This window comes from Niabella soli DSM 19437, assembly GCF_000243115.2.
Taxonomy (GTDB): Bacteria; Bacteroidota; Bacteroidia; order Chitinophagales; family Chitinophagaceae; genus Niabella; species Niabella soli.
Window position 1 is genome coordinate 989,911 of record NZ_CP007035.1, and the last position, 21,362, is coordinate 1,011,272.

General features: G+C 45.8%; 19 protein-coding genes and 1 tRNA gene. 13 read left to right on the top strand and 7 right to left on the bottom strand.

Features of this window, described 5'->3' with window-relative positions:
* Positions 1–22: 22 nt before the first annotated feature.
* Entirely contained in the window at positions 23–340 is a 318-nt protein-coding gene (locus NIASO_RS04115) for a DUF6660 family protein (protein WP_008583258.1), read from the bottom strand.
* Between the two features lie 160 nt (positions 341–500).
* Here NIASO_RS04115 and NIASO_RS04120 point away from each other — a divergent pair, with 160 nt between their 5' ends.
* Together NIASO_RS04120 and NIASO_RS04125 are read left to right on the top strand one after the other, a co-directional pair.
* Positions 501–1,325 carry an alpha/beta hydrolase gene (locus NIASO_RS04120; protein WP_008583256.1) on the top strand — a complete coding sequence of 275 codons (825 nt, stop codon included), beginning with the start codon at positions 501–503 and terminating at the stop codon, positions 1,323–1,325.
* A 78-nt stretch (positions 1,326–1,403) separates the two neighbouring features.
* Positions 1,404–1,688, top strand: a complete 285-nt coding sequence (locus NIASO_RS04125) for a hypothetical protein (protein WP_025298695.1) — start codon at positions 1,404–1,406, stop codon at positions 1,686–1,688.
* Here NIASO_RS04125 and NIASO_RS04130 read toward each other — a convergent pair.
* On the bottom strand, positions 1,685–4,402 hold the full coding sequence (locus NIASO_RS04130; RefSeq protein ID WP_008583253.1) for a bifunctional YncE family protein/alkaline phosphatase family protein: 2,718 nt from the start codon (positions 4,400–4,402) through the stop codon (positions 1,685–1,687). The two genes, NIASO_RS04125 and NIASO_RS04130, sit on opposite strands and share 4 nt — an antisense overlap.
* 486 nt (positions 4,403–4,888) lie before the next feature.
* Here NIASO_RS04130 and NIASO_RS04135 point away from each other — a divergent pair.
* A tRNA-Leu gene (locus tag NIASO_RS04135) sits at positions 4,889–4,974 on the top strand.
* Positions 4,975–5,047: 73 nt separating this feature from the next.
* Positions 5,048–6,334: a bifunctional folylpolyglutamate synthase/dihydrofolate synthase gene (locus NIASO_RS04140; protein ID WP_008583251.1), complete on the top strand. Its 1,287-nt coding sequence runs from the start codon at positions 5,048–5,050 to the stop codon at positions 6,332–6,334.
* Positions 6,335–6,436: 102 nt separating this feature from the next.
* Here NIASO_RS04140 and NIASO_RS04145 read toward each other — a convergent pair whose 3' ends face one another.
* The gene (locus tag NIASO_RS04145; RefSeq protein ID WP_008583249.1) at positions 6,437–7,624 is read right to left on the bottom strand and encodes a sigma-54-dependent transcriptional regulator; all 1,188 of its coding nucleotides are present in this window, start codon (positions 7,622–7,624) and stop codon (positions 6,437–6,439) included.
* 57 nt (positions 7,625–7,681) lie between these two features.
* On the bottom strand, positions 7,682–8,671 hold the full coding sequence (locus tag NIASO_RS04150) for a pyruvate dehydrogenase complex E1 component subunit beta (RefSeq protein ID WP_008583247.1): 990 nt from the start codon (positions 8,669–8,671) through the stop codon (positions 7,682–7,684).
* Positions 8,672–8,823: 152 nt separating this feature from the next.
* On the opposite strand from NIASO_RS04150, the gene NIASO_RS04155 reads away from it, so the two are divergent.
* Together NIASO_RS04155 and NIASO_RS04160 are read left to right on the top strand one after the other, a co-directional pair.
* Positions 8,824–9,726, top strand: a complete 903-nt coding sequence (locus tag NIASO_RS04155; RefSeq protein ID WP_008583245.1) for a cation diffusion facilitator family transporter — start codon at positions 8,824–8,826, stop codon at positions 9,724–9,726.
* Positions 9,727–9,873: 147 nt separating this feature from the next.
* Entirely contained in the window at positions 9,874–10,839 is a 966-nt protein-coding gene (locus NIASO_RS04160; RefSeq protein ID WP_008583244.1) for a YpdA family putative bacillithiol disulfide reductase, read from the top strand.
* Positions 10,840–11,037: 198 nt separating this feature from the next.
* Here the strand turns inward: NIASO_RS04160 and NIASO_RS04165 are convergent, their stop codons facing one another.
* The 3 genes from NIASO_RS04165 to NIASO_RS20495 all read right to left on the bottom strand — a co-directional run bounded on the left by NIASO_RS04165 (position 11,038) and on the right by NIASO_RS20495 (position 13,089).
* On the bottom strand, positions 11,038–12,246 hold the full coding sequence (locus tag NIASO_RS04165; RefSeq protein WP_008583243.1) for an acetyl-CoA C-acyltransferase: 1,209 nt from the start codon (positions 12,244–12,246) through the stop codon (positions 11,038–11,040).
* A gap of 76 nt (positions 12,247–12,322) precedes the next feature.
* A complete protein-coding gene (locus tag NIASO_RS20305) occupies positions 12,323–12,883 on the bottom strand; it encodes a putative polyvalent protein kinase domain-containing protein (RefSeq protein ID WP_316929400.1) in 561 nt (186 codons plus the stop codon).
* Positions 12,847–13,089, bottom strand: coding sequence for a hypothetical protein (locus NIASO_RS20495; protein ID WP_008583241.1), 243 nt, complete (start codon positions 13,087–13,089; stop codon positions 12,847–12,849). Before NIASO_RS20495 ends, NIASO_RS20305 begins: the two co-directional genes overlap by 37 nt.
* Before the next feature lie 217 nt (positions 13,090–13,306).
* Between NIASO_RS20495 and NIASO_RS04180 the strand changes: the two genes are divergently transcribed.
* The 7 genes from NIASO_RS04180 (at position 13,307) to NIASO_RS04215 (ending at position 21,351) form a co-directional block, all read left to right on the top strand.
* Entirely contained in the window at positions 13,307–14,539 is a 1,233-nt protein-coding gene (locus NIASO_RS04180; RefSeq protein ID WP_008583239.1) for an exo-beta-N-acetylmuramidase NamZ family protein, read from the top strand.
* Between the two features lie 276 nt (positions 14,540–14,815).
* Positions 14,816–15,619: a DUF3822 family protein gene (locus NIASO_RS04185; protein ID WP_008583238.1), complete on the top strand. Its 804-nt coding sequence runs from the start codon at positions 14,816–14,818 to the stop codon at positions 15,617–15,619.
* Positions 15,607–16,146: an RsmD family RNA methyltransferase gene (locus tag NIASO_RS04190; protein ID WP_008583237.1), complete on the top strand. Its 540-nt coding sequence runs from the start codon at positions 15,607–15,609 to the stop codon at positions 16,144–16,146. The genes NIASO_RS04185 and NIASO_RS04190 overlap by 13 nt, the downstream gene beginning before the upstream one ends.
* Positions 16,147–16,510: 364 nt before the next feature.
* Entirely contained in the window at positions 16,511–17,080 is a 570-nt protein-coding gene (locus tag NIASO_RS04195; protein WP_008583236.1) for a 5-formyltetrahydrofolate cyclo-ligase, read from the top strand.
* Positions 17,070–18,137, top strand: coding sequence for a tetraacyldisaccharide 4'-kinase (gene lpxK / locus NIASO_RS04200; protein WP_008583235.1), 1,068 nt, complete (start codon positions 17,070–17,072; stop codon positions 18,135–18,137). The genes NIASO_RS04195 and lpxK overlap by 11 nt, the downstream gene beginning before the upstream one ends.
* Before the next feature lie 8 nt (positions 18,138–18,145).
* Positions 18,146–20,140, top strand: a complete 1,995-nt coding sequence (gene rnr, locus NIASO_RS04205) for a ribonuclease R (protein WP_008583234.1) — start codon at positions 18,146–18,148, stop codon at positions 20,138–20,140.
* Positions 20,141–20,385: 245 nt separating this feature from the next.
* Entirely contained in the window at positions 20,386–21,351 is a 966-nt protein-coding gene (locus NIASO_RS04215) for a polyprenyl synthetase family protein (RefSeq protein ID WP_008583233.1), read from the top strand.
* Positions 21,352–21,362 lie beyond the last annotated feature (11 nt).

Consider the following 21,362-nt stretch of genomic DNA (forward strand, 5'->3'; position numbering starts at 1 on the left):
AATGCATAGCTGTAAATAAAGATTAGCTCAGCCGGGGTGGCTGCCAGATATGATCTTTAAACTCGTCCAGTTGTTTGTTTGTGTAAAAACCAACAATATGTTCACTCAATAAAACAGGCTTTTCATAAGTAAAGGCGCTTGCAGGCACTACGGTAGTAATCGTATAGCAACAACTGCAAATACAAAATGGAGTGCAGGCTTTTGCATGGCTATGGTTATGACCCTGTTGGGCAGCAGTTATCACTGGCTGGGCTTGTCCGGTTGCGGTCCTGCCATCGGGGCAAGGTAGCACCATCAGTGATAACAGATAAAAACTAAACAGGAACAAAAATCCTTTCATAACAAGACAAAACTAATCGATCTGAAGAGCGTGAACAAATAATTGGCTAACGATTAATGTAACGATAGTGCAGAATAACGTCCCATGGCAGCGTTACCGGTGGGCATTGCCGGAAAAAATGTATCTTGTTTTTCATTCAATCTGTTTAAAAATGATGCATATGAAACAATTTATTGTCCTTTTATTTTTATCAGTAACTGTTATTAATACAAAAGCACAAACCAATTATACAACTGAGAAAGACATCAGTTATTATCCTTCAACAAGGATAAGGCAGGATCCTTATATGGCAAGTCAATGCCGGCTGGATATTTATTATCCAAAAGACCGGAAGAACTTTGCAACGATTATCTGGTTCCACGGAGGCGGTCTTAAGGCCGGAAAGAAAGAAATCCCCGCGGCTTTAACAAGCAAAGGGTTTGCAGTGATTGGTGTAGGATACCGCTTTTCTCCAAAAGTGAAAGCGCCGCAATATATTGAAGACGCCGCAGCGGCCGTTGCCTGGGCGTTTCAGCACATTGCAGCGTATGGTGGCGACCGGAATAAAATTATTTTGTCGGGTCACTCGGCAGGAGGCTACCTGGACCTGATGTTAACACTTGACAAAAAATATTTACAGCATTACAATATAGACGCAGACAGCTTGCTCTGCGTGGTTCCTTTCAGTGCGCAGTGCATTACGCATTTTACCGTTCGGGAGGAGCGGGGCATCAATCCCCTGCAACCGATCATTGATTCACTGGCGCCGCTGTATCATGTACGCAAAACAGTACCCCCCATTCTGTTGCTCACCGGCGACCGTGAAAAAGAGCTTTATGGCCGGTATGAAGAAAATGCCTACCTGCTGCGTATGCTAAAGCTGGCGGGCAATACACAGGTTGGGCTTTATGAACTACAAGGATATGATCATGGAGGTATGGCACAACCAGGATTTCCTTTGTTAGTACAAAAGACAAGGCAGCTTACGGAACAAAAACAGGAATAGCCGTAGTCAGCACCTTCTTGGTTCCGGTTGCTATCGGCGGCATTATGCCGGGATCAGCGGGCGCGCGCTTATCTTGAAATGAACTGTGCACATTGCCACCGCGCTTCCGGCGATGCTTCCCATACAGGGCTTTTCCTGGACTATGACCAAAAGAATCTGTACCATATAGGTGTTATGAAAGAGCCGGTATCAGCAGGCGGATTGAATTATGACATTGTTCCCGGTAACCCGGCGCGTTCTATTTTTGTGTACCGGATGAACAGCGCGGAACCCAATATCACAATGCCCGAACTGGGCCGCTCCTTGATCCATAGGGAAGGCGTTGCCCTTATTACGGAGTGGATCAAAAGCATGAAACATTAATCATCATCGTCTTTCACCTGTTTACCTGCCAGGTGTGCGGGATATCTTTGATTGCCCTTACTGGCAAACCAGAGAATTCTATTTAATATATCATCATTCCCCCCGTCAACATGGTCATATTCTTTGCGCATCGATTGTATTGCAAAATTCAGGGCGTTGCCTTTTAATGCGGCTAATGGCTTATTCATTTCATCTAACGGTACCCGATTGGTTCGGGCAACAAACAGAGCCGGGTTGGGTGTACTGGTAAAACATTCAAACATCGGGCGTGCAGTGGCATCCAGCAGGTTCATAGGTGGAATGCCCAATATCTGCTCAATGGAACGCACCATACTGGTCTGATTATAATTCACAGAGATCGTTTTCCCTGTATGCGTATACGGGCTAACTACAAAACCTGTGGTGCGATAGGCCGACACGTGATCCCAGCCGGCCTGCGAATCATCTTCGGTCACAAATACTACCGTGTTTTTCCAAAAGCGGCTTTTACTCAGCGCTTCAATAATACGACCCAACGCAAGGTCATTATCGGCAACCATAGCCCGCGGCGTAGGCATTCCCGGCCGGGTACCCACCGTATGGTCGGTCGACAAAGCCATCACCATCAGTTCTGGTAATGAATCCCCGGGCATCGCTTCATATTCTTTCAGCTCTCTGATAAAAGCATCGGCACGATATTGATCAGTGATCTTTAATTCATCAGAAGCAGGGTAGTTGGGCGACAGCCAGGGGCGCACTCTTGATATGGTGGTTACGTTTTTAAATTGCAGCGGCTCGCCTTTTTTGTATTTTGCATAGATGTCCGTCCAGGTAAGTTTTTTATCCATATCAGGCATAGCGGTTTCGCCATAGATACGCACTTTTTTTCCGTGATCGGCAGCGTTGTTCCAGATAAATCCTTTTTGGTTATATACCATGGCATCTGTTTGCACATGCGGATAACTGCGGAACCAGGCGCGCACATTTTTTTCGATATAATCCGTTACCATAGCGGCATCCGTCCATTGGTGCCCTTCGGCAGAACATTTGCCGGAAGCATGATAATTGTCCAGCAATACATAATCGGCGGCCAGTTTATGCTGATTGGGCGTTACACTATCGCCGTATAAGCAAAGCGCTTTAGCCCCGTTGCCTTTAGACAGGTCGCCCAACACCTGGTCGTAAGTCCGGTTTTCTTTAATCACATATAATACATGTTTAAATACCGATGGCTCGCCAATACGTTCAGGCATGGGCCGCGCGGGTTGCCCCTTACGGGGGTTAAGGCGCGATAGTTCCGTCCGGAATAACAGCATCAGTTTTTTAACGTCCGCCGTGTATTGTTGCAGTTTTTGATCATCGGGCACGGGAATGAAAGACAGCGTAGCTTTTTCATAGTGCGAATTGTAAGCCGCCCCGGGATAGGCGCCTGTTTCTTTATCCTGCTTTGTTATTTCTTTGCTGCTGATGCGGGAGCCTTCCCCTTCCAGGTTGGTTACCACCAGTTGGCTGTCGATTATGCGCACGCCACCGGGATACGATTCCGTAGGGATATATCCTTTTACATGACCCGACCCTTTACCCAGGTTGATCACCGCAAGTGCGTTGTCCATGCCATTGGCTACATACAAAGTTTTTCCGTCAGGGGAAACATCCAGCGCGTTAGGCGAATCGCCGATAAAGCCAGACGTATGTCCGTCTATTTTTACAAGGATCGTTGCTGCAACAGATAACGTGTTCGTATTAATTACCGTAATATCATCGGAATTGCCATTGGCCACATATACAAATTGTCCATCCGGACTGGCCACCAGATCGTTTGGATGCAGGCCGGCCGGTACTTCTTTGATCAAAGCCCCTTTGGTGTCAAAAACGGAAACCGATCCGCCCGAAGCGGCGCCCGTAACGGGATCAATAAACATCTTACCATAGGGCACGCCGGCCGTTTCTGCAGTTGCACCCGCATTGGGTAGGGTACCCCCCCAGTTGCTTACATAAATGCGGCTGTTTACAACAGTAATGCCGTAGGGTGCCACGCCAGTGGACGCGCTCCATACCCGTTGCTTAGTGTTGAGGTTTATTTTTTCAAGCGTGTTATTCCCGTTTAGTACCACATATAAGTAAGGGGTACCCCCTTCATTATGCACGGCTACTTCGTTGGGTAAAGCCAGCGGGGCAGGAGCTACCGCGGTAAAACGGATGGTATCGGTTATTTTAAGATCGTTGCCATTCCATGCTGCTTCAAAAACGACTGATTGCCGTTCGCCGCCACTCTGCGCCGCACTCCAGAAAATACGGGTGTTGTTGCCGCTTCTCAATACTTCGATACCCGAATAAGTGCTCATAAATCCTTTGTAAGCGGAACCCGTAAAGCTCCAACTGGCCGTGATCTTTCGCTGCTGATAATCGACTACAGCAATGCCATAACGGTCCTCTACCGCAAGCAGGGTAGTGCCGGGAATCCGCTTCAGATCAAGACTGTGGTTTTCAAGATTAAGATCACCATAACGCAATACCGTTCCCGCCGGGCGAATAATACGGTTATGCGGCATCAGTACCGGCAGTTCACTGCGGGTGAGCGTGCTGTTGTCATAGGCAGTATAATACGGATCGGTAGCGGTTTGCTTTGCCGGTGCCACCACCTGGGCGGTTACCTGATCCGTTAACAGGCAGGCAATGCACATTATTGCCATAAAATAAAAACGGTTAATTTTTTTCAGATGAAAGAAGCGCATAAATGAAGCGATTTGGTATAGAATCTGTTTAGTTTTTTTTAAATTTCAACACATAGATACATAGCATTATAATAGCAGAAAAAGAAACATACAAACATACCAGTTATGTTCGGCCTTTGGCGGGATCTATGTAGTCTTAAATACTATGATTGCTGCTGTAATACCCTGCAAGGTAAAAAGAAACAGAACGTGCCGGGCAGTGCCCCGGGTTTATTTTCATTAATTTATTTTCAACAGTGCAACAGTTTGTTCATTTATTATTTGTTCTCCTATCTGCGCGACTGCATTATTCGGGCAGGGATTTCGCAGACTTGCACAGACTATAAAACCTTTCTGCGATCCATGTAATAATGAGCTATTCGATAATCATTGAATGCGGGACGCTGAAGAACCATTGACGGTTTGAGGATTTATATATTCGCTGTAAAGAATGTTGTTACAATGAAATTATTTACTATTTTCGCACTCCTTATCAAAAAATGGTAAGCCCGGGTGGCGAAATTGGTAGACGCACCACCTTGAGGTGGTGGCGCTGGTAACACGGCGTGCTGGTTCGAATCCAGTCCCGGGCACGAGGCCTTCCGACGAATAGTCGGGAGGCTTTTTTATTCCCTCAGTAACTCATGGTATATTTGTAATTATATTATGACATACCAACAAACGCTCGACTATATTTATACCCGCTTGCCCATGTTCAGTAATATTGGCGCTACGGCTATTAAAAGTGGGTTCGACAATATATATGCGCTTTGCAATTACCTGGACAATCCCCAGCACAAAACAAAATTTATTCATGTGGCCGGCACCAATGGCAAAGGTTCCGTGAGCCATATGCTTGCTGCTGTTTTTCAAACACAGGGGTATAAAACCGGCTTATATACTTCACCGCATCTGAAGGATTTCAGGGAGCGGATAAAGATCGACGGGAAAATGATTTCGGAAACAGAGGTGGTCGAATTTATTGATCGGATAGCCCCCGAAATAGAACGGATCAACCCCAGCTTTTTTGAAATTACCGTTGCATTGGCATTTGATCATTTTGCGAAACATGAGGTGGCCTATGCAATAATGGAAACCGGACTGGGCGGCCGTTTAGACAGTACCAATATTATTCATCCGGAGCTATCCGTGATCACCAACATCGGTTTTGATCATGTGCAGCTATTAGGAGATACTTTAGTGAAAATTGCGGGCGAAAAAGCGGGGATCATAAAGCAGCAGGTTCCGGTTGTTATTGGCGAATCTCATATGGAGACGGCGCCGGTGTTTACAGCAAAAGCCGCCGCTTGCGAAGCTCCGGTCAGCTTTGCCGACAAAGAATTTCATTTGGAGAACTGGTTTTATGATGAGGAGACGCTTGTGATTGAAGTCTCAAAAAATGACGCGGTAGACCATTGGAAATACCGGCTGGATCTCAGTGGTGTTTACCAGGCAAAGAATCTTTTAACCGTTTTGGAATCCTGCCGGCAGTTGAATCATTCAGGTATTGTTTTGGATGAAGCGAACATTGCCAAAGGCATCGCGCATACAAAACATTTAAACGGATTGCACGGAAGATGGGAAACCATTCAGCAAAAGCCCCGTATTATTTTAGATGTGGCGCATAATGTAGAGGGGATTGAACAGGTATTGCGACAATTGGAATTGATTCCTTTTCGCAAACTGCACCTGGTCCTGGGCTTTGTAAAAGATAAAGATGTCAATAAGATCCTGGGGCTGCTGCCGGCAACCGCCCAATATTATTTTACCAATGCGCACTTACCCCGGGCACTTGCTGCTTCCGAGTTACAGGCACTTGCAACGGCCTACGATCTGGAAGGAAGCACTTTTCCTGATGTAAATCAAGCGCTGGCTCAGGCTAAAAATATAGCCCATGAAGATGATCTTATTATTATCTGCGGAAGCGTATTCCTTGTGGGAGAGGTAGCCTGACAATTAAACGTCAAAGCGATTTTTCTCTTTGAGCTGGCCAAGGCATTAAGCCGGGCATATACATTCGATAATTGTAAATTGTATCAAAGCCAATGAATGAAACTAGTTCATCGCCACATAGCTTTTTACATCGTTAGGGGTAATGGTTTTTCCGCTCAGGATAACCAGCCGTTCCACCACGTTTCTTAGTTCGCGGATATTGCCCGTCCAGTTGTATTCCTGTAGTAAGTCGATGGCTTTGTCCTCAATGCCTTTTTTACTGATACCATAGTCTTTACAAATATCATCGAGGAACTGATCTACCAATAATGGAATATCGTCTTTTCTTTCATTGAGTGAAGGAACGTTAATGAGGATCACGCTCAAACGATGGTATAAGTCAAGCCGGAAATTTTTTTCTTCCACTTCCTGGAGCAGATCTTTATTGGTTGCGGCTATCACCCGAACATCCACATTAATATCTTTATCTGCACCCACCCGGGTGATCTTTCCTTCCTGCAAGGCCCGTAATACCTTAGCCTGCGCATTCAGGCTCATGTCGCCAATCTCATCCAGGAAAAGTGTGCCGCCATTGGCTTGCTCAAATTTTCCAATGCGCTGTTTTATAGCTGAAGTAAAAGATCCCTTTTCGTGTCCGAAAAGCTCAGATTCAATAAGTTCTGTTGGTATTGCTGCGCAATTCACCTCAACCAGAGGGCTATTGGAGCGACTGCTCAACTCGTGTATCCAGCGGGCCACCAGTTCTTTTCCCACGCCATTTTCCCCTGTAACCAGCACCCGCGCTTCCGTGGGCGCAACCTTTTCAATAGTGTCTTTTATTTTCTGAATAGGGGCAGAACCGCCTACAATTTCCTGAACCTTGGATACTTTCTTCTTTAATACTTTGGTTTCTGTAACAAGCGTGGTTCTTTCCAGCGCGTTGCGAAGGGTGATCAGCAAACGGTTCAGATCGGGCGGTTTTGAAATAAAATCATAAGCTCCTTTTTTAACCGCTTCCACAGCCGTTTCGATGGTGCCGTGCCCGGTGATCATAATAATGGGAACATCAGGAGCGATGGTGGTAGCTTTTTCCAAAAACTCCATCCCGTCCAGCTTAGGCATTTTAATATCGCATAAAACCGTATTAAAGGTCTTTTCTGAGAAAAGCTTCAGGCCTTCCTCGCCATCAACCGCTTCTGTAATTTTATATCCCTCAAAAGAAAGGATTTCAGAAAGCGTCTTTCTTATCGAAGCCTCGTCGTCAATGATCAGGATTTCCTGTTGGCTATCGCTATTTTTATTCTTTGGCACAATTTCATTTTGAGTTCAATAATAAAATACGGATCGCCTGCGTCTTCCGGCGCGAAACTATTTTTTCATATACAGCACTTCTTTCACCAGTTTTACCGTTCTGGGTACATCCGGTAAAGCGGCTGCTACAAGATTAGCCGCATAGTGCAGGGGCGCATCGGCTGCTGTAATCCTTCTGACCGGTGCATCCAGGTAATCAAAAGCATCTTTCTGTACGCGGTAGGAGATCTCTGAAGAAACGGAAGCAAAAGGCCATTGTTCTTCTACAATTACCAGGCGATTTGTTTTCTTTACACTCTTCAGAATCGTTTCCATATCCAGCGGGCGGATCGTGCGCAGATCGATCACTTCAGCGCTGATACCTTCTTTTTCGAGCTCGCTAGCGGCAGCCAGGGCCACTTTCATCATCTTATTAAAGGATACAATCGTTACATCGGTACCTTCTTTTTTTACGTCGGCCTTACCTAATTCTATATAGTATTCTTCTTCCGGCACTTCCATTTTGTCGCCGTACATCTGCTCACTTTCCATAAACATCACCGGGTCTTCTTCAAAACGGATTGCCTGCTTTAAAAGCCCTTTGGCGTCATAGGGGTTGCTTGGGGAAACTACTTTAATGCCGGGAATATTAGCATACATGGCTTCAAAAGCCGTAGAGTGCTGCGCACCCAACTGGCCTGCAGAGCCGTTACCACCGCGAAAAACAATAGGACAGGATATTTGCCCACCACTCATTGCCAACATCTTAGACGCCGTATTTAAAATTTGATCTAATGCCAGTACTGCGAAATTCCAGGTCATGAACTCAACAACGGGGCGCAGACCGTTCTGGGCGGCGCCTACACCAACTGCGGCAAAACCCAGCTCAGAAATAGGGGTATCGATCACTCTTTTTTCACCAAATTCTGCCAGCATACCCTGGCTTACTTTATAGGCCCCGTTATATTCAGCTACTTCCTCACCCATAAGAAAAACGCGCTCGTCCCTTCTCATTTCCTCGGTCATTGCCTCTCTCAGGGCTTCTCTGAAAGCTATAATCCTTGCCATATATTGTTTTATAATTTTTTGGAGAGGCAAATTTAAGTGAGAAGCGCCATAATACCAAAGATTACTGCTGCAGGATGACCCGCCCATGGCCGCGTAATCGCAGCAGCCTTTTGGAGGGAAATTGATAACTTGCCCTTTAAATAAACCGGCCGATGGCACACGAGCACATAGTACAACGCTCCACTAATGCGCAGCATCAAAAAAAGCTGAAAATTGTATTGAGCATGACGTTATTGTACCTCATTGCGGAAGTGGTTGGCGGTATCTTTACTAAAAGCCTGGCCCTGCTGGCTGATGCCGGTCATATGCTGACGGATGCCGGCGGGCTGGTATTGGCATTGCTGGCGATTCATTATGCCGGGCGGCAGCCGGACTCAAAAAATACATTTGGATATTATCGCGCAGAAATATTGGCGGCGCTCGCCAATGCCGTGGTGCTAATTGTTATATCGGTTTTTATATTGTACGGGGCTTACGAACGGTTGCTGCACCCGCATAAAGTGGAAACGGGGAATATGATGCTGATTGCGGTAGTAGGCCTGTTCGTAAATGCTGCAGGGGTCCTGGTATTGCGAAAAGATTCAGGAACCAGCCTCAACATGAGGGGGGCTTATTTTGAAGTGTTGTCCGATGCGCTCACCTCCGTTGCCGTAATTGTTGCGGGCCTGATTATGCGGTACACGGGTTGGTATTTTATTGATCCGATCTTATCGGCAGGTATCGGTTTATTTATTCTTCCCCGGACCTGGGGATTGCTGAAAGCATCCGTGAATGTATTGCTGGAAGGCGTTCCGGCTGAGGTAGACCTGCAGCAATTGCGCTATGATCTGCTGCAAATAAAAGGAGTGGCCGGTTTACACGATCTTCATGTATGGACGTTAACTTCCGGCGTCAATTTATTAAGCGCCCATATCGTGCACCTGCCGGCGGCTGATCCCATGCAGCTTTTAAGAGAAGTGCAGGAATTGCTGGCCCACCGGCATCAGATCACGCATACGACCATTCAAACGGAAGTGGAAGGAGCGGAGCTGAATGAAATATACGTTCACGAATAAAACCGGGATGTATGCTGTTTGACGTCTGACGTTTCACGTTTAACGACAGAGTTGATTGGGTTTTAGCAACGAAAGTTTTTAATCTAATGCGTATTCCTTTCTCATTTCTTATTTCTTATTGGTTATTTCTTATTTTACATTTGCGGTATGCAACATATTCCATTGATCATCATCGGCGGCGGGCCCATTGGTTTGGCTTGTGCCATTGAAGCAAAAAAAGCGGGGATCGATTATGTGATCATTGAAAAATCCGCCCTGGTGAATTCGCTGTACCACTACCCGGTGAATATGACTTTTTTTTCAACCTCAGAACGGTTGGAGATTGGCGGCGTGCCTTTTGTTTCCAATAATCCGAAACCTAAGCGGGATGAGGCTTTGGAGTATTACCGCCGTGTGGTTGCCTCCTTTGATTTGCATATAAAATTATTTGAAGAGGTGCAGCAGGTAACCAAGGTGGTGAACCTGTTTGAGGTTATTACTTCAAAAGATACTTATACAGCAGATAATATAATTATAGCCACGGGGTTCTACGATATTCCTTATTTATTAGATGTTCCCGGTGAAGACCTGCCCAAGGTGACCCATTATTATAACGATCCGCACTATTATGCCTTCCGGGACGTGATCGTAGTGGGCGCAATGAACTCTGGTGTGGATGCGGCTTTGGAAACCTGGCGCAAAGGCGCGCGGGTAACCCTGGTGATCCGGGGGGCGGAGATCGGCACCCGGGTAAAATACTGGGTGCGACCCGATATTGAAAACCGGATCAAAGAGGGATCGATAAAAGCTTATTTTAATTCTACAATTAAACAGATCCGGGAAAACGAGGTGGATATTAATACACCCGAAGGCCTTGTAACAATAAAGAATGATTTTGTTATTGCGGCAACGGGGTATCAACCCAACCTGCAGTTCCTGAAACAAATGGGGGTCCGGCTCAGTAATGATGCCGTGGAAGCGCCTGTTTTAGACCCGGATACTCATGAAACCAGTGTAAAAGGAATTTACCTTGCCGGAGTGATCTGCGGGGGAATGAACACCCATCGGCTGTTTATTGAAAATTCAAGAGAACACGCGGTGAAGATCATTGATGCAATCAGGAAGCAAATGTGAAAATGTGAAAATGTGAGAATTTGAAAATGGCGAGTGATTCGTGACGCATTGCGGATCGTCGTTGCTGAACCTGAGACGGCAATCCTCAATCTGTAACCTGAAACTAAAATGAGTCAGGGCAGAACGCTTAACGCGCAATGCCGAACGCAAACCAACCTTGAACCTTAAACTTTAAATTCCGAAACCTGTAACCTCAGACTACAAACTTTCTATGACCATCGCGCTGGCACCACCGCCGCCATTGCAGATGCCCGCCGCACCGTATTTTGCATGGTTTTGTTTTAGTATGTTAATTAGCGTAACAATAATGCGCGCACCGCTGGCCCCCAAAGGATGACCTATGGACACCGCGCCGCCATTGGCGTTCACCCTGTCGGGGTCCAGTTGCATCCGGCGGGTATTTTCGATGCCTACCACACTGAAGGCTTCGTTCAGCTCCCAGTAGCTGATATCTTCCATTTTCAAACCCGCCTTTTTCACGGCTTTTGGAACGGCGAGCGACGGGGTAGTGGTAAACCATTCCGGGGCTTGTTCCGCGTCAGCATACGAAAGGATTTTTGCAATAGGTTTCAGCCCCAGGGCTATTGCTTTTTCTTTGCTCATCAGCACCAATGCGGCCGCACCGTCATTCATCGTACTGGCATTGGCCGCCGTTACCGTTCCCTCCTTTTTAAAAGCGGGGTTCAACCCGGCGATTTTGTCAAACTTTACATTGAACGGTTCCTCATCTTTTGCGATGATCACTGGGTCTCCCTTGCGGGAAGGCAGTTCCACCGGCACCACTTCTTCAGCAAACTTTCCCGCTTCCCATGCAGCCTGGCTGCGCTGGTAACTTTTTATAGCAAACGCATCCTGTGCTTCGCGGGAAATGCCACATTCCGCAGCGCATAATTCGGCCGCCATGCCCATTGCCTGGCCGTCATATACATCCGTAAGCCCATCTTTAGCCAACCCGTCAATGGTAGCAGCGTTACCATATTTATTGCCCCAGCGCATTTTATCCAGATAGAACGGCACATTGCTCATGCTTTCCATTCCGCCGGCAATAACAATATCCGCATCCCCCAAAGCAATACTTTGCGCTGCACTGGCAATTGCCTTCATACCGCTGGCGCATACTTTATTGATGGTAGTACAATTCACTTTATCCGGAAGCCCTGCAAATTTTGCGGCCTGCCGCGCGGGCGCTTGCCCCAGGTTGGCCTGCAATACGCATCCCATAAGCACATCATCCACCATATCAGCCGCTACACCTGCTTTTTTCAATGCCGCTTTAATGGCAATAGCACCCAGTTGCGTTGCACTAAGATCTTTCAATGCTCCGTCAAAACTTCCAATGGGCGTACGCACTGCTGCAATGATGTATACTTCTTTTCGCAACAAAACGTTTACTTCTTTGAACTCCATAGTATCTAAATTTTGGCAAAGGTAATCAATAAAATCATTATATTAACAGTCGTTAGTGTTTGATAGGCGCCGGCCTTTAAACCGGGACCTTACAAACTTTGCCATCTCCGTATGCTCTTGTTCCGCCGTAACCCAAAGCAGGCGTATTTAAAAAAGGTACGGTGTCAATAAAGCGGTAGTTTCCCTGGCCGGTCAGCATTATATTGTCAACATGCATATCTTTAATAATATAATCCTTACCCGTATATAAAGCAGGCGCCGCCCAGTTGGTAAAACCTGCGTGTATCAACTCATTTTGAAAGGCATCCACCTCCAAATAAGATAAGACATGGCCTTTGACATATTTTTGTTTGAACACAGACGCGAAAGCTGCTTCGTTTTGCGCGACGGTGTTATAGATGCCGGTAAAACCAACTAATTCAAGCGGGGTATCCGGAAACAGGTAATTATGCAAAGAGATTTTGTTATCAAAAAAATCAATCGGTGTTTCGTAGAATTTCAGATAATTGTAACCAATTTTTAAAACGTTTTCATCATTAAAATATACCCGGTTTTCCTGGCCGGATTTGATGAAATTCCATTGTTCAATGACTATCGGTTCTATCCAGATACCGGCATGTTTTGCGTAGGCTTCCAGGAGTTGTTCCTGTTCAGCTCTTCCTGCTCTTTCCGGCGCATTTCCTCGTCTCTTTTTACCTGTTCCAGCGCCTGCTCGTAGGAGTAGGGATGCTTCGACATTTCTTCTGCCTCCTCTAATGCGGCCAATCTCCTCTGCCAGTGATAGGGTGTTAAGGTATCGTCATCCGTTAAGAACGGTAGTTGTTTGTCTTTTAAGTTCTTCATAATTAATTGTTCCGTTTGGGTTAACAATATTCACGGTGTTTTCAGTATTAAAGTTAGCAAAATAAAACCAGCCCGGCACAGTTATCATCCGCCACCGGCTTTAACAAAAATACACCGGTTTCGAGCACAAATTGCATTTGTGGAAAAACAAACCCGTTATTAAGAAATTCTCTGCCTTTTTTCTTTACAATATCCAATCCCTTTGTATTTTAGTCAGATGAAAAGAAGTACTACAAAATGGTTGCTTATTGCGGGACTGCTATCCTGTTCTTTTATTAAAGTGCCGGCAAATAAAAATGAGGCACCACATCCACCCCGCGGACATGCGATTAAAACCGGTGCGGATCAAACAGAAAAATATGTGCCCTATCTGAAAGGAAAGCGCGTAGCGGTGATGGGCAACCCTACATCTATAATAGGAAAGCGACACCTGGTAGATAGTCTTAAAAGCCTGGGTATAAACATTGTAAAAGTATTTGGCCCCGAACATGGTTTCAGAGGCAATGCCAGCGCCGGCGCTAAAGTTAAAGACGAGGTCGATCCGGCCACCGGCATTCCCATCATTTCATTATATGGGCCTAAAAACAAGCCCAGTAAGGAGGATATGGCCGATATAGACATTTTGGTTTATGACCTGCAGGACGTGGGCGTGCGTTTCTATACCAATATTAATGCACTGGCGCGACTGATGGAAGCCTGCGCGGAAAGTGACAAAGAAATGCTGATCCTTGACCGGCCCAATCCTAATGGGTATCTTATTGACGGACCGGTGCTGGATATGAAATACAAATCGGGCATCGGGATGTTTCCCATTCCCATGTCGCATGGGTTAACCGTAGCTGAGTTTGCACAGATGGCGAATGGGGAAGGATGGCTGGCGAATAAAGAAAAGTGTAAGTTGAAAATCATAAAGGTTGCCAATTATGATCACAACATGCCTTATACCTTACCCGTAAAGCCTTCGCCCAATCTGAATACACAGCAGGCGGTTTTATTGTATCCGTCCACCTGCATGTTTGAGGGCACTTATATTAATCTGGGCAGAGGCACACAGTTTCCCTTTACTGTATTGGGCAGTCCTGAATTAAAAGGAAAATATACTTTTAGTTTTACGCCTGTGTCTATAAAAGGAATGGCGGAGACGCCTTTATTTATGAACCAGGTGTGTTATGGTCTGGATCTGCGCAACTACGACGTGGCAAAATTGCGCAAAAGCGGAAAGATCAATCTGCAATGGATCATTGAATTATATAATGCTTCACCTCATAAAGAAAAATTCTTCGACTCCAAATTGAGTAAAGAAATGGGGAAGATCGAAAACCTCATCGGCAGCGGTTTATTCCGTCAGCAGATCATTGATAGCAAGTCAGAAGCGGTAATTCGTGCTTCCTGGGAACCGGGCCTTTCCAACTATAAAATAATGAGGAAGAAATATTTGTTGTATCCGTAAGTTGAATGCCATCCCGATAGAATCATCGGGACACGAATAGGTACCGGCTGTGCATGGATTTTGTGTTTCATTTACCTTGAAAAAAGTGCAATAGACAATTAATTCTAATTTGTGTATTTGTGGCAACTTTGAAATTTATGTGTTCAGCCTGCTCAATGTCTTTCCCTATCGCTAATAGAAAACAGCTTTAATATCGGTTTAATATTAGTGGCTGATTACTCAATTAACATTCCCGTTTCATTTTATTTATGTACGTTTGTCCACTATAATTCAACAATGCAGGCACGATTTGAAATAAGCGGTGAAAACTTTATTGATCCTGATAACAGCGTACTGGTGGCCCAAACCGGCCCGGGATATTTTGCCTACGCTTTTTGTGATACTACGGGCTCCAGGCTTGGAGAACTGAAATGGTTTGATACCAATAATACAACGCTTTCGGCAATAACCGGAGGGCTGCCTGCCTTAAAAAATTCCTGTCAGAAGAAACGGATCATTTTTGATTATCCTGTTTATTCCCTTCTTCCTGTGGAGTTAAACCACGGAGACAACAGTGCTTTATTGCATCTTGCGGGTGGAAATATCCAGGATCACATTCTTACTGAAATTGTCGGCAAGCAAATAGCGCTTAATTATTCAGTGCCTTTTGCACTGCTGAACCAGTGCATTGCCGATCTGCCGGGAGCTTCCTACTGGCATTTGCAAAGTGTGCGGATCACAGAAGCCCTGCACCAGAAGGACAGTGCCGCGATCTATGTAAATATTGTCGATAATAATTGCTCCGTTGTTGTAACAAAGGAGGGGAAACTATTGCTGGCACAATATTATACTTACCGGGCTCCGGAAGACCTGTTGTTTTATTTATTAAAAATTGCTGAGGTGCATGACCTGTCTCAACAAGAAGCCCAGTTGCAGATATCCGGATTGGTTGAAGCCGACTCAAAATTATATCGATTGTTATACGACTATTTTTTGAATATTCATTTGCAAAATGCCGGTTGGGCCACCAATGAACAATCGATGCCGGTTCCCGCACATTATTTTACTACCTTAAAACAGGCCGCTGCATGCGCATTATAGCAGGATCCCTGGGAGGCAGAAAAATTAATCCGCCGTCAAAAATGCCTTATACCCGCCCCACAACAGATGTGGCAAAAGAAGGGCTATTTAATGTATTACAGCACCGTATTGATTTTGAAGGGATGAAAACACTGGATATTTTTGGCGGCACCGGCAGCATCAGTTATGAGCTGGCCAGCCGGGGTGCCGGCGACCTTACCATTGTTGAAAAGGACAATCAAATGTTCGATTTTATTAAAAAGACGGCCACTGCCCTTAAAATTGAGAACATGAAATTTGTCAAAATGGACGTTTTCAAATACCTGGAATCCTGCAACACCACCTATGATTTTATTTTTGCCGGCCCGCCCTATGCGTTGACCACTATTGATGAACTGCCCAGGATCATTATCGAAAAAAAATTGCTGAACGAGGAGGGCTGGTTTGTGCTGGAACACACGCCCCGTAATGATTACAAGCAATTTGAAAAATACAGTTTCGAGAAAAATTACGGCACTACTATCTTTTCGGTTTTTATTAATGGTTAAAAATAGGGTTGACCTGAAATCTCAAACTGATAATCAGCCTGGAATCAGATAAGGAAGCTTTTTCTGATTTTGCATAATCGGAATAAATTTCCCGCTGATTTTCGCGGATCGACACTGTATGAACGATCTGCGCAGATCAGCGAGCCCAAAAGAATTTTAAAACAGATATCGCAGATTTCCACAGAAGGAACAAGTGTAATCCGCGCGTTGCCCTGGCAAAGATCTGCGAGAATCTGCGGGCCAAAAAAATTCTTTTGGCCGGTCTGACTAATGATTAAAAATAGCCCCACAGGCGATAAAATAATGAAGGGAGGCTATAAACCTCGCATAGCAGTTAGTAAACCTCTTTTCATTATTTTTACCAATGCTAAAAACGGAAATCAGGAAAATATATCTCCAAAAGCGCACAGCAATTGACCCAAAAGATCAAAGGATCTGGGATGACCTGTTGTTAATTCAATTTCAGCAACTGGCACTGCCACCCGTTCATTCCGTGCTCACTTATGCTGCAATTGAAAGCAGAAAAGAGATCAGTACCGATGCGCTGCTGGGTTACCTGGAGTTCCGCAACCCCGGGCTGGAGATCGCTTACCCCGTCTTTGATCATAGGAACAGCATAATGAACGCCGTATGGGTTACAGACAATACTTTTTTTGAAGTAAATAGCTTAGGCATCAGCGAACCCGAAAACGGCGCGGCAGCGGCTCCGGAAAACTTTGACCTGGTTTTGGTTCCGCTGCTGAGCTTTGATAAAGCCGGATTCCGGGTGGGATATGGCAAGGGGGTATACGATAAATACCTGAAACAGGTGCGGCCAGATGCGATTAAAGTAGGGTTAAGTTATTTTGAACCGCTATCAAAAATTGATGACACTGATGAATTTGACATACCTTTAAACTATTGTATCACTCCGCAGGGGATTTATGAGTTTTAAGAACGTTATCAAAAAGAAGAATAAACTGTTACTACCCGTTTCCTGGCTTTACCTCACCGGCGTCCGGTTTTTTAATTTTCTATATGATTCGGGAATAAAAAAGTCAACTACTTTTTCACTCCCGGTTATTTGTATCGGAAATCTTTCCGTAGGAGGAACGGGTAAGTCACCCATGGTGGAATACCTGGTACGTTTGTTAAAAGATCATTATAAGGTGGCCGTGGTCAGTCGCGGTTACGGTAGAAAAACCAAAGGAGTGCTTGTGGCCGGCAGCAATAGCACCGCAGCCGATCTGGGTGATGAGCCGATGCAGTTCCACCGCAAATTTCCGGATATTACGATCGCTGTGGGAGAACGCCGCGTACAGGCGGTACAGGCAATTTTGCCCCACCAAAAACCAGAAGTAATTATTCTGGATGACGCTTTTCAGCATCGTGCGATTACAGCAGGATATAATATCCTGCTTACTGAATATTCCAATTTATTTACCGGTGATTATTATTTACCCGCCGGGCAACTGCGTGACCTGCGCTCGAACTACACCCGGGCCCAATGCATCGTGGTGACCAAATGCCCGGAGCAACTAACACCAGGGGAAGCGCATGAGGTAACCAGATCAATCCACCTAAAAGAACATCAGGTGGTATTTTTCGCAACATTGGCTTATGAAGCGCCGACGCCTGTTTTTGACGGGGCTGCACTGAATCTGGCATCTGTTGAAACCCTGTTGCTGGTTACCGGCATTGCCAATCCGCAGCCCCTGCAAAAAGAACTGGAAAAGTACGGGAAAGCTATCCAGCCTTTTTATTTTGACGATCATTACGATTTTAAGGAATCCGATATTGATCGTGTCCTGCAAGCCTGCAAGGCGCTGCCAGCCGGTACCGTTGCGATTATTACAACGGAGAAAGACAGCGCGCGTTTGCAAAAATTTAAAGCGCAATTAGCAGCTTTTCCTGTGTATGCCCTGCCGGTGAGGCATCGCTTTTTGTTTGACGGCAAGGAAAAATTCAATATCTTGATTACTGATTTTATCAAAAAGTTTGAAAAACCTTAGAGAGCAGTATGGCAAAAAAAGTTAAAAAAAGAAAACCTAAATCTTCTTCCGGCAGTGAACAGTTGTTGAAAGGAGTGCTGGAAGTTACCAAGTCGGGGCGGGGATTCGTGATAGTGCCCAACCTGGAAGAAGATATTATGGTGCGCCCGGAAGACCTGCGCAATGCGATGGATGGAGATACGGTTCGGGTAAAGCTTACCTCTGGGTATGATACTAAACTGAAAGGCAAAATTACGGAAGTGGTGCAGCGGGGCAGAACCGAATTTATCGGCTCACTGCAAATGAATAAAGGATTTGGCTTTGTTTTGGGTGACCGGGAAAAAGGGTTGCCCGACATTTATATACCAGAGGAAAACCTGAATGGGGCATTGAACGGTCAAAAAGTGGTGGCCAAAATGCTGCGCTGGGAAAAAGAAGATAAACGGCCGGTGGGAACGATCCTCTCGGTACTGGATGAAGCGCAAGCCGGTGATATAGCGATGAAGGAAACCCTGTTGGAAAAAGGATTCCCTTTGTCCTTTTCCGATGAGGCTATGGAAGTGGCCAACCGTATCCCCGACCGGATCACCAAAGATGATCTTGCCAAGCGCAAGGATGTGCGGGGCATTTTGACCTTTACCATCGATCCCGAAGATGCCAAGGATTTTGATGATGCTATTTCCTTCCGTGTTTTAAAAAACGGCAATTACGAAGTAGGCGTACACATTGCAGATGTGAGTCATTATGTAACGCCGGGAACGGCATTGGATGACGAGGCTTACCAGCGCGCTACTTCTGTTTATTTGCCCGACCGGGTAAACCCGATGTTGCCGGAACATATATCCAATGTGCTGTGCTCCTTACGGCCTAATGAGGATAAGCTGACCTTTTCTGCAATCTTTCAATTGAACGATAAAGCGGAAGTAAAACAATATTGGCTGGGCAAAACGGTTATCCATTCTAACCGCAGGTACACCTATGAAGATGCCCAACAGATCATAGAAACAGGAGCCGGCGATAATGCTGCAGCATTGCTTACGGTGCATAAACTATCGCAACGGCTGCGCCAGAACCGTTTCGATGAAGGAGCGATCAACTTTAACTCGACCGAAGTGCGGTTTAAGCTGGACGAAAACGGTGTGCCGGTAGGGATCACGCTCAAAGTAAGCAAAGAGGCGAACCAACTGATAGAGGAACTGATGCTGCTGGCGAACAAGTATGTGGCGGAGTCGGCATCCAAAGTAAAGATCAATAATAAAACCCTGCCGTTCCCATACCGGATACACGATACGCCGGATGAAGAAAAACTGCTGCCTTTTGTGGCATTTACCAATAAGTTTGGCTATAAATTTGATATTTCCAGTGCCGAATCGATTGCTGCTTCTTTTGATAAATTGCTGAAAGATATAAAAGGGAGACCTGAAGAAGCGGTACTCCAGCAATTGGGCATCCGTACTATGGCAAAGGCCAAATACACTTCTTCCAACATCGGGCATTATGGCCTGGGGTTTGAGAATTATTGTCATTTCACCTCGCCGATACGCCGTTACCCGGACATCATGGTGCATCGTATTCTTGAAGAGATCCTGGAAGACCGTGCACGCGCCGATAAAAAACTGGAAGAAAAATGCAAGCATTGCAGTGAACGGGAGCGCGCAGCCATGGAGGCGGAGCGCAGCGCCAATAAGTACAAGCAGGTAGAATACATGCAACAGTTTGTGGGCGAAACTTTTGATGCGATCGTGAGCGGTGTTTCCAAATTTGGTTTCTGGGCAGAAACGGTGGACCATTTATGTGAAGGGATGGTAAGCATGGCCAGCCTTGCCGAATATGATTCCTTTAAACATTCGGAGGCTGATTATGCGTTAATAGGGATGCGCACAGGTACGAAGTTCACGATGGGCGATAAGGTTCGGATACAGGTGGTAGCCGCAAATATTGAAAAAAGATACCTGGATTACCATTGGGTAAAACCCGAAGCGCCGGCTACGCCGAAAAAGACAAAAGGCCGGAAGAAAAGCTGAGCCGGAAAGCCGTTGTGTCGTTTAATCGCCTCAAACTTCCCGGCCAAAAATATTTTTTAGCAAGTTCTGCAACTTTAACACTTGCTGATAGTAATTCCATCGCTGACGGGCTGCACCGCTTAGCCGGATATCCTCCCGCCAAAAGCGGGAGATAGGAGGCGGGCGGTGAGCTGAAGTCAGGGAACAATCCTGCAGCCCAAAGCCCAAAAGGGCAATAATTGATGAAGAACCATTATTTTTGAGGCATGCATACATTTGAAGAATTATCGGCATTGTTCTCAGAGAAGTTTGACAAATCGCATTTTCCAGACACCCCCCGGACCTTATATGAACCTAATGATTACTTTTTATCGTTAGGTGGAAAAAGACTGCGCCCCATTCTGTGTTTAATGGCCAATGAATTGTTTGGGAAAATCAGTTCCGATGCCTGGCAGGTAGCCGCGGCAATAGAGCTGTTTCACAATTTTACACTGATCCATGATGACATTATGGACAAGGCCCCGTTAAGAAGGGGAAAACCAACCGTTCATACAAAATATAATGAAAGCACGGCGCTCCTGGCGGGGGATGTGATGCTGATAAGGGCGTACCAATATATCGGCACTATCGATGTAACGTTGATCCAGCGCATCCTGCATCTTTTTAGCCATACGGCGGCTGAAGTTTGTGAAGGGCAGCAGTTGGATATGGATTTTGAGCAAAGAGCCGATGTTACCTTCGACGAATATCTGACGATGATCACTCAAAAGACTTCAGTGCTGCTGGCGGCCAGCCTGCAACTGGGTGGTATACTTGGTGGCGGCAGCCTGGGGAACCTTGACCTGCTGTACCAGGCGGGGAAAAAAATAGGCCTGGCCTTCCAGATGCAGGACGATTACCTGGACGCTTTTGGCAACCCGGAGAAATTTGGTAAACAAGCCGGCGGGGATATTTTGGCTAATAAAAAAACGTTCCTGCTGCTACGGGCGCTGGAAACAGCAACACGAGGGCAGAAAGAAGAACTGGATCATTTGCTGAGGGGAAATGAGCCGGAAAAAGTAAATAAAGTTTTAAAGATCTACCGCGATTGTAAGGTGGATGAATGGGCGCTGGAATTAAAAAGCCGGTTCCTGAGCGAGGCGCTGCAACATTTTGACGATATGGCCGTGGTTTCAAAAAGAAAGGCGCCATTAATAGAATTGGCGCAGCAATTAGTAAAAAGAGAACACTAAATAAATTAAAG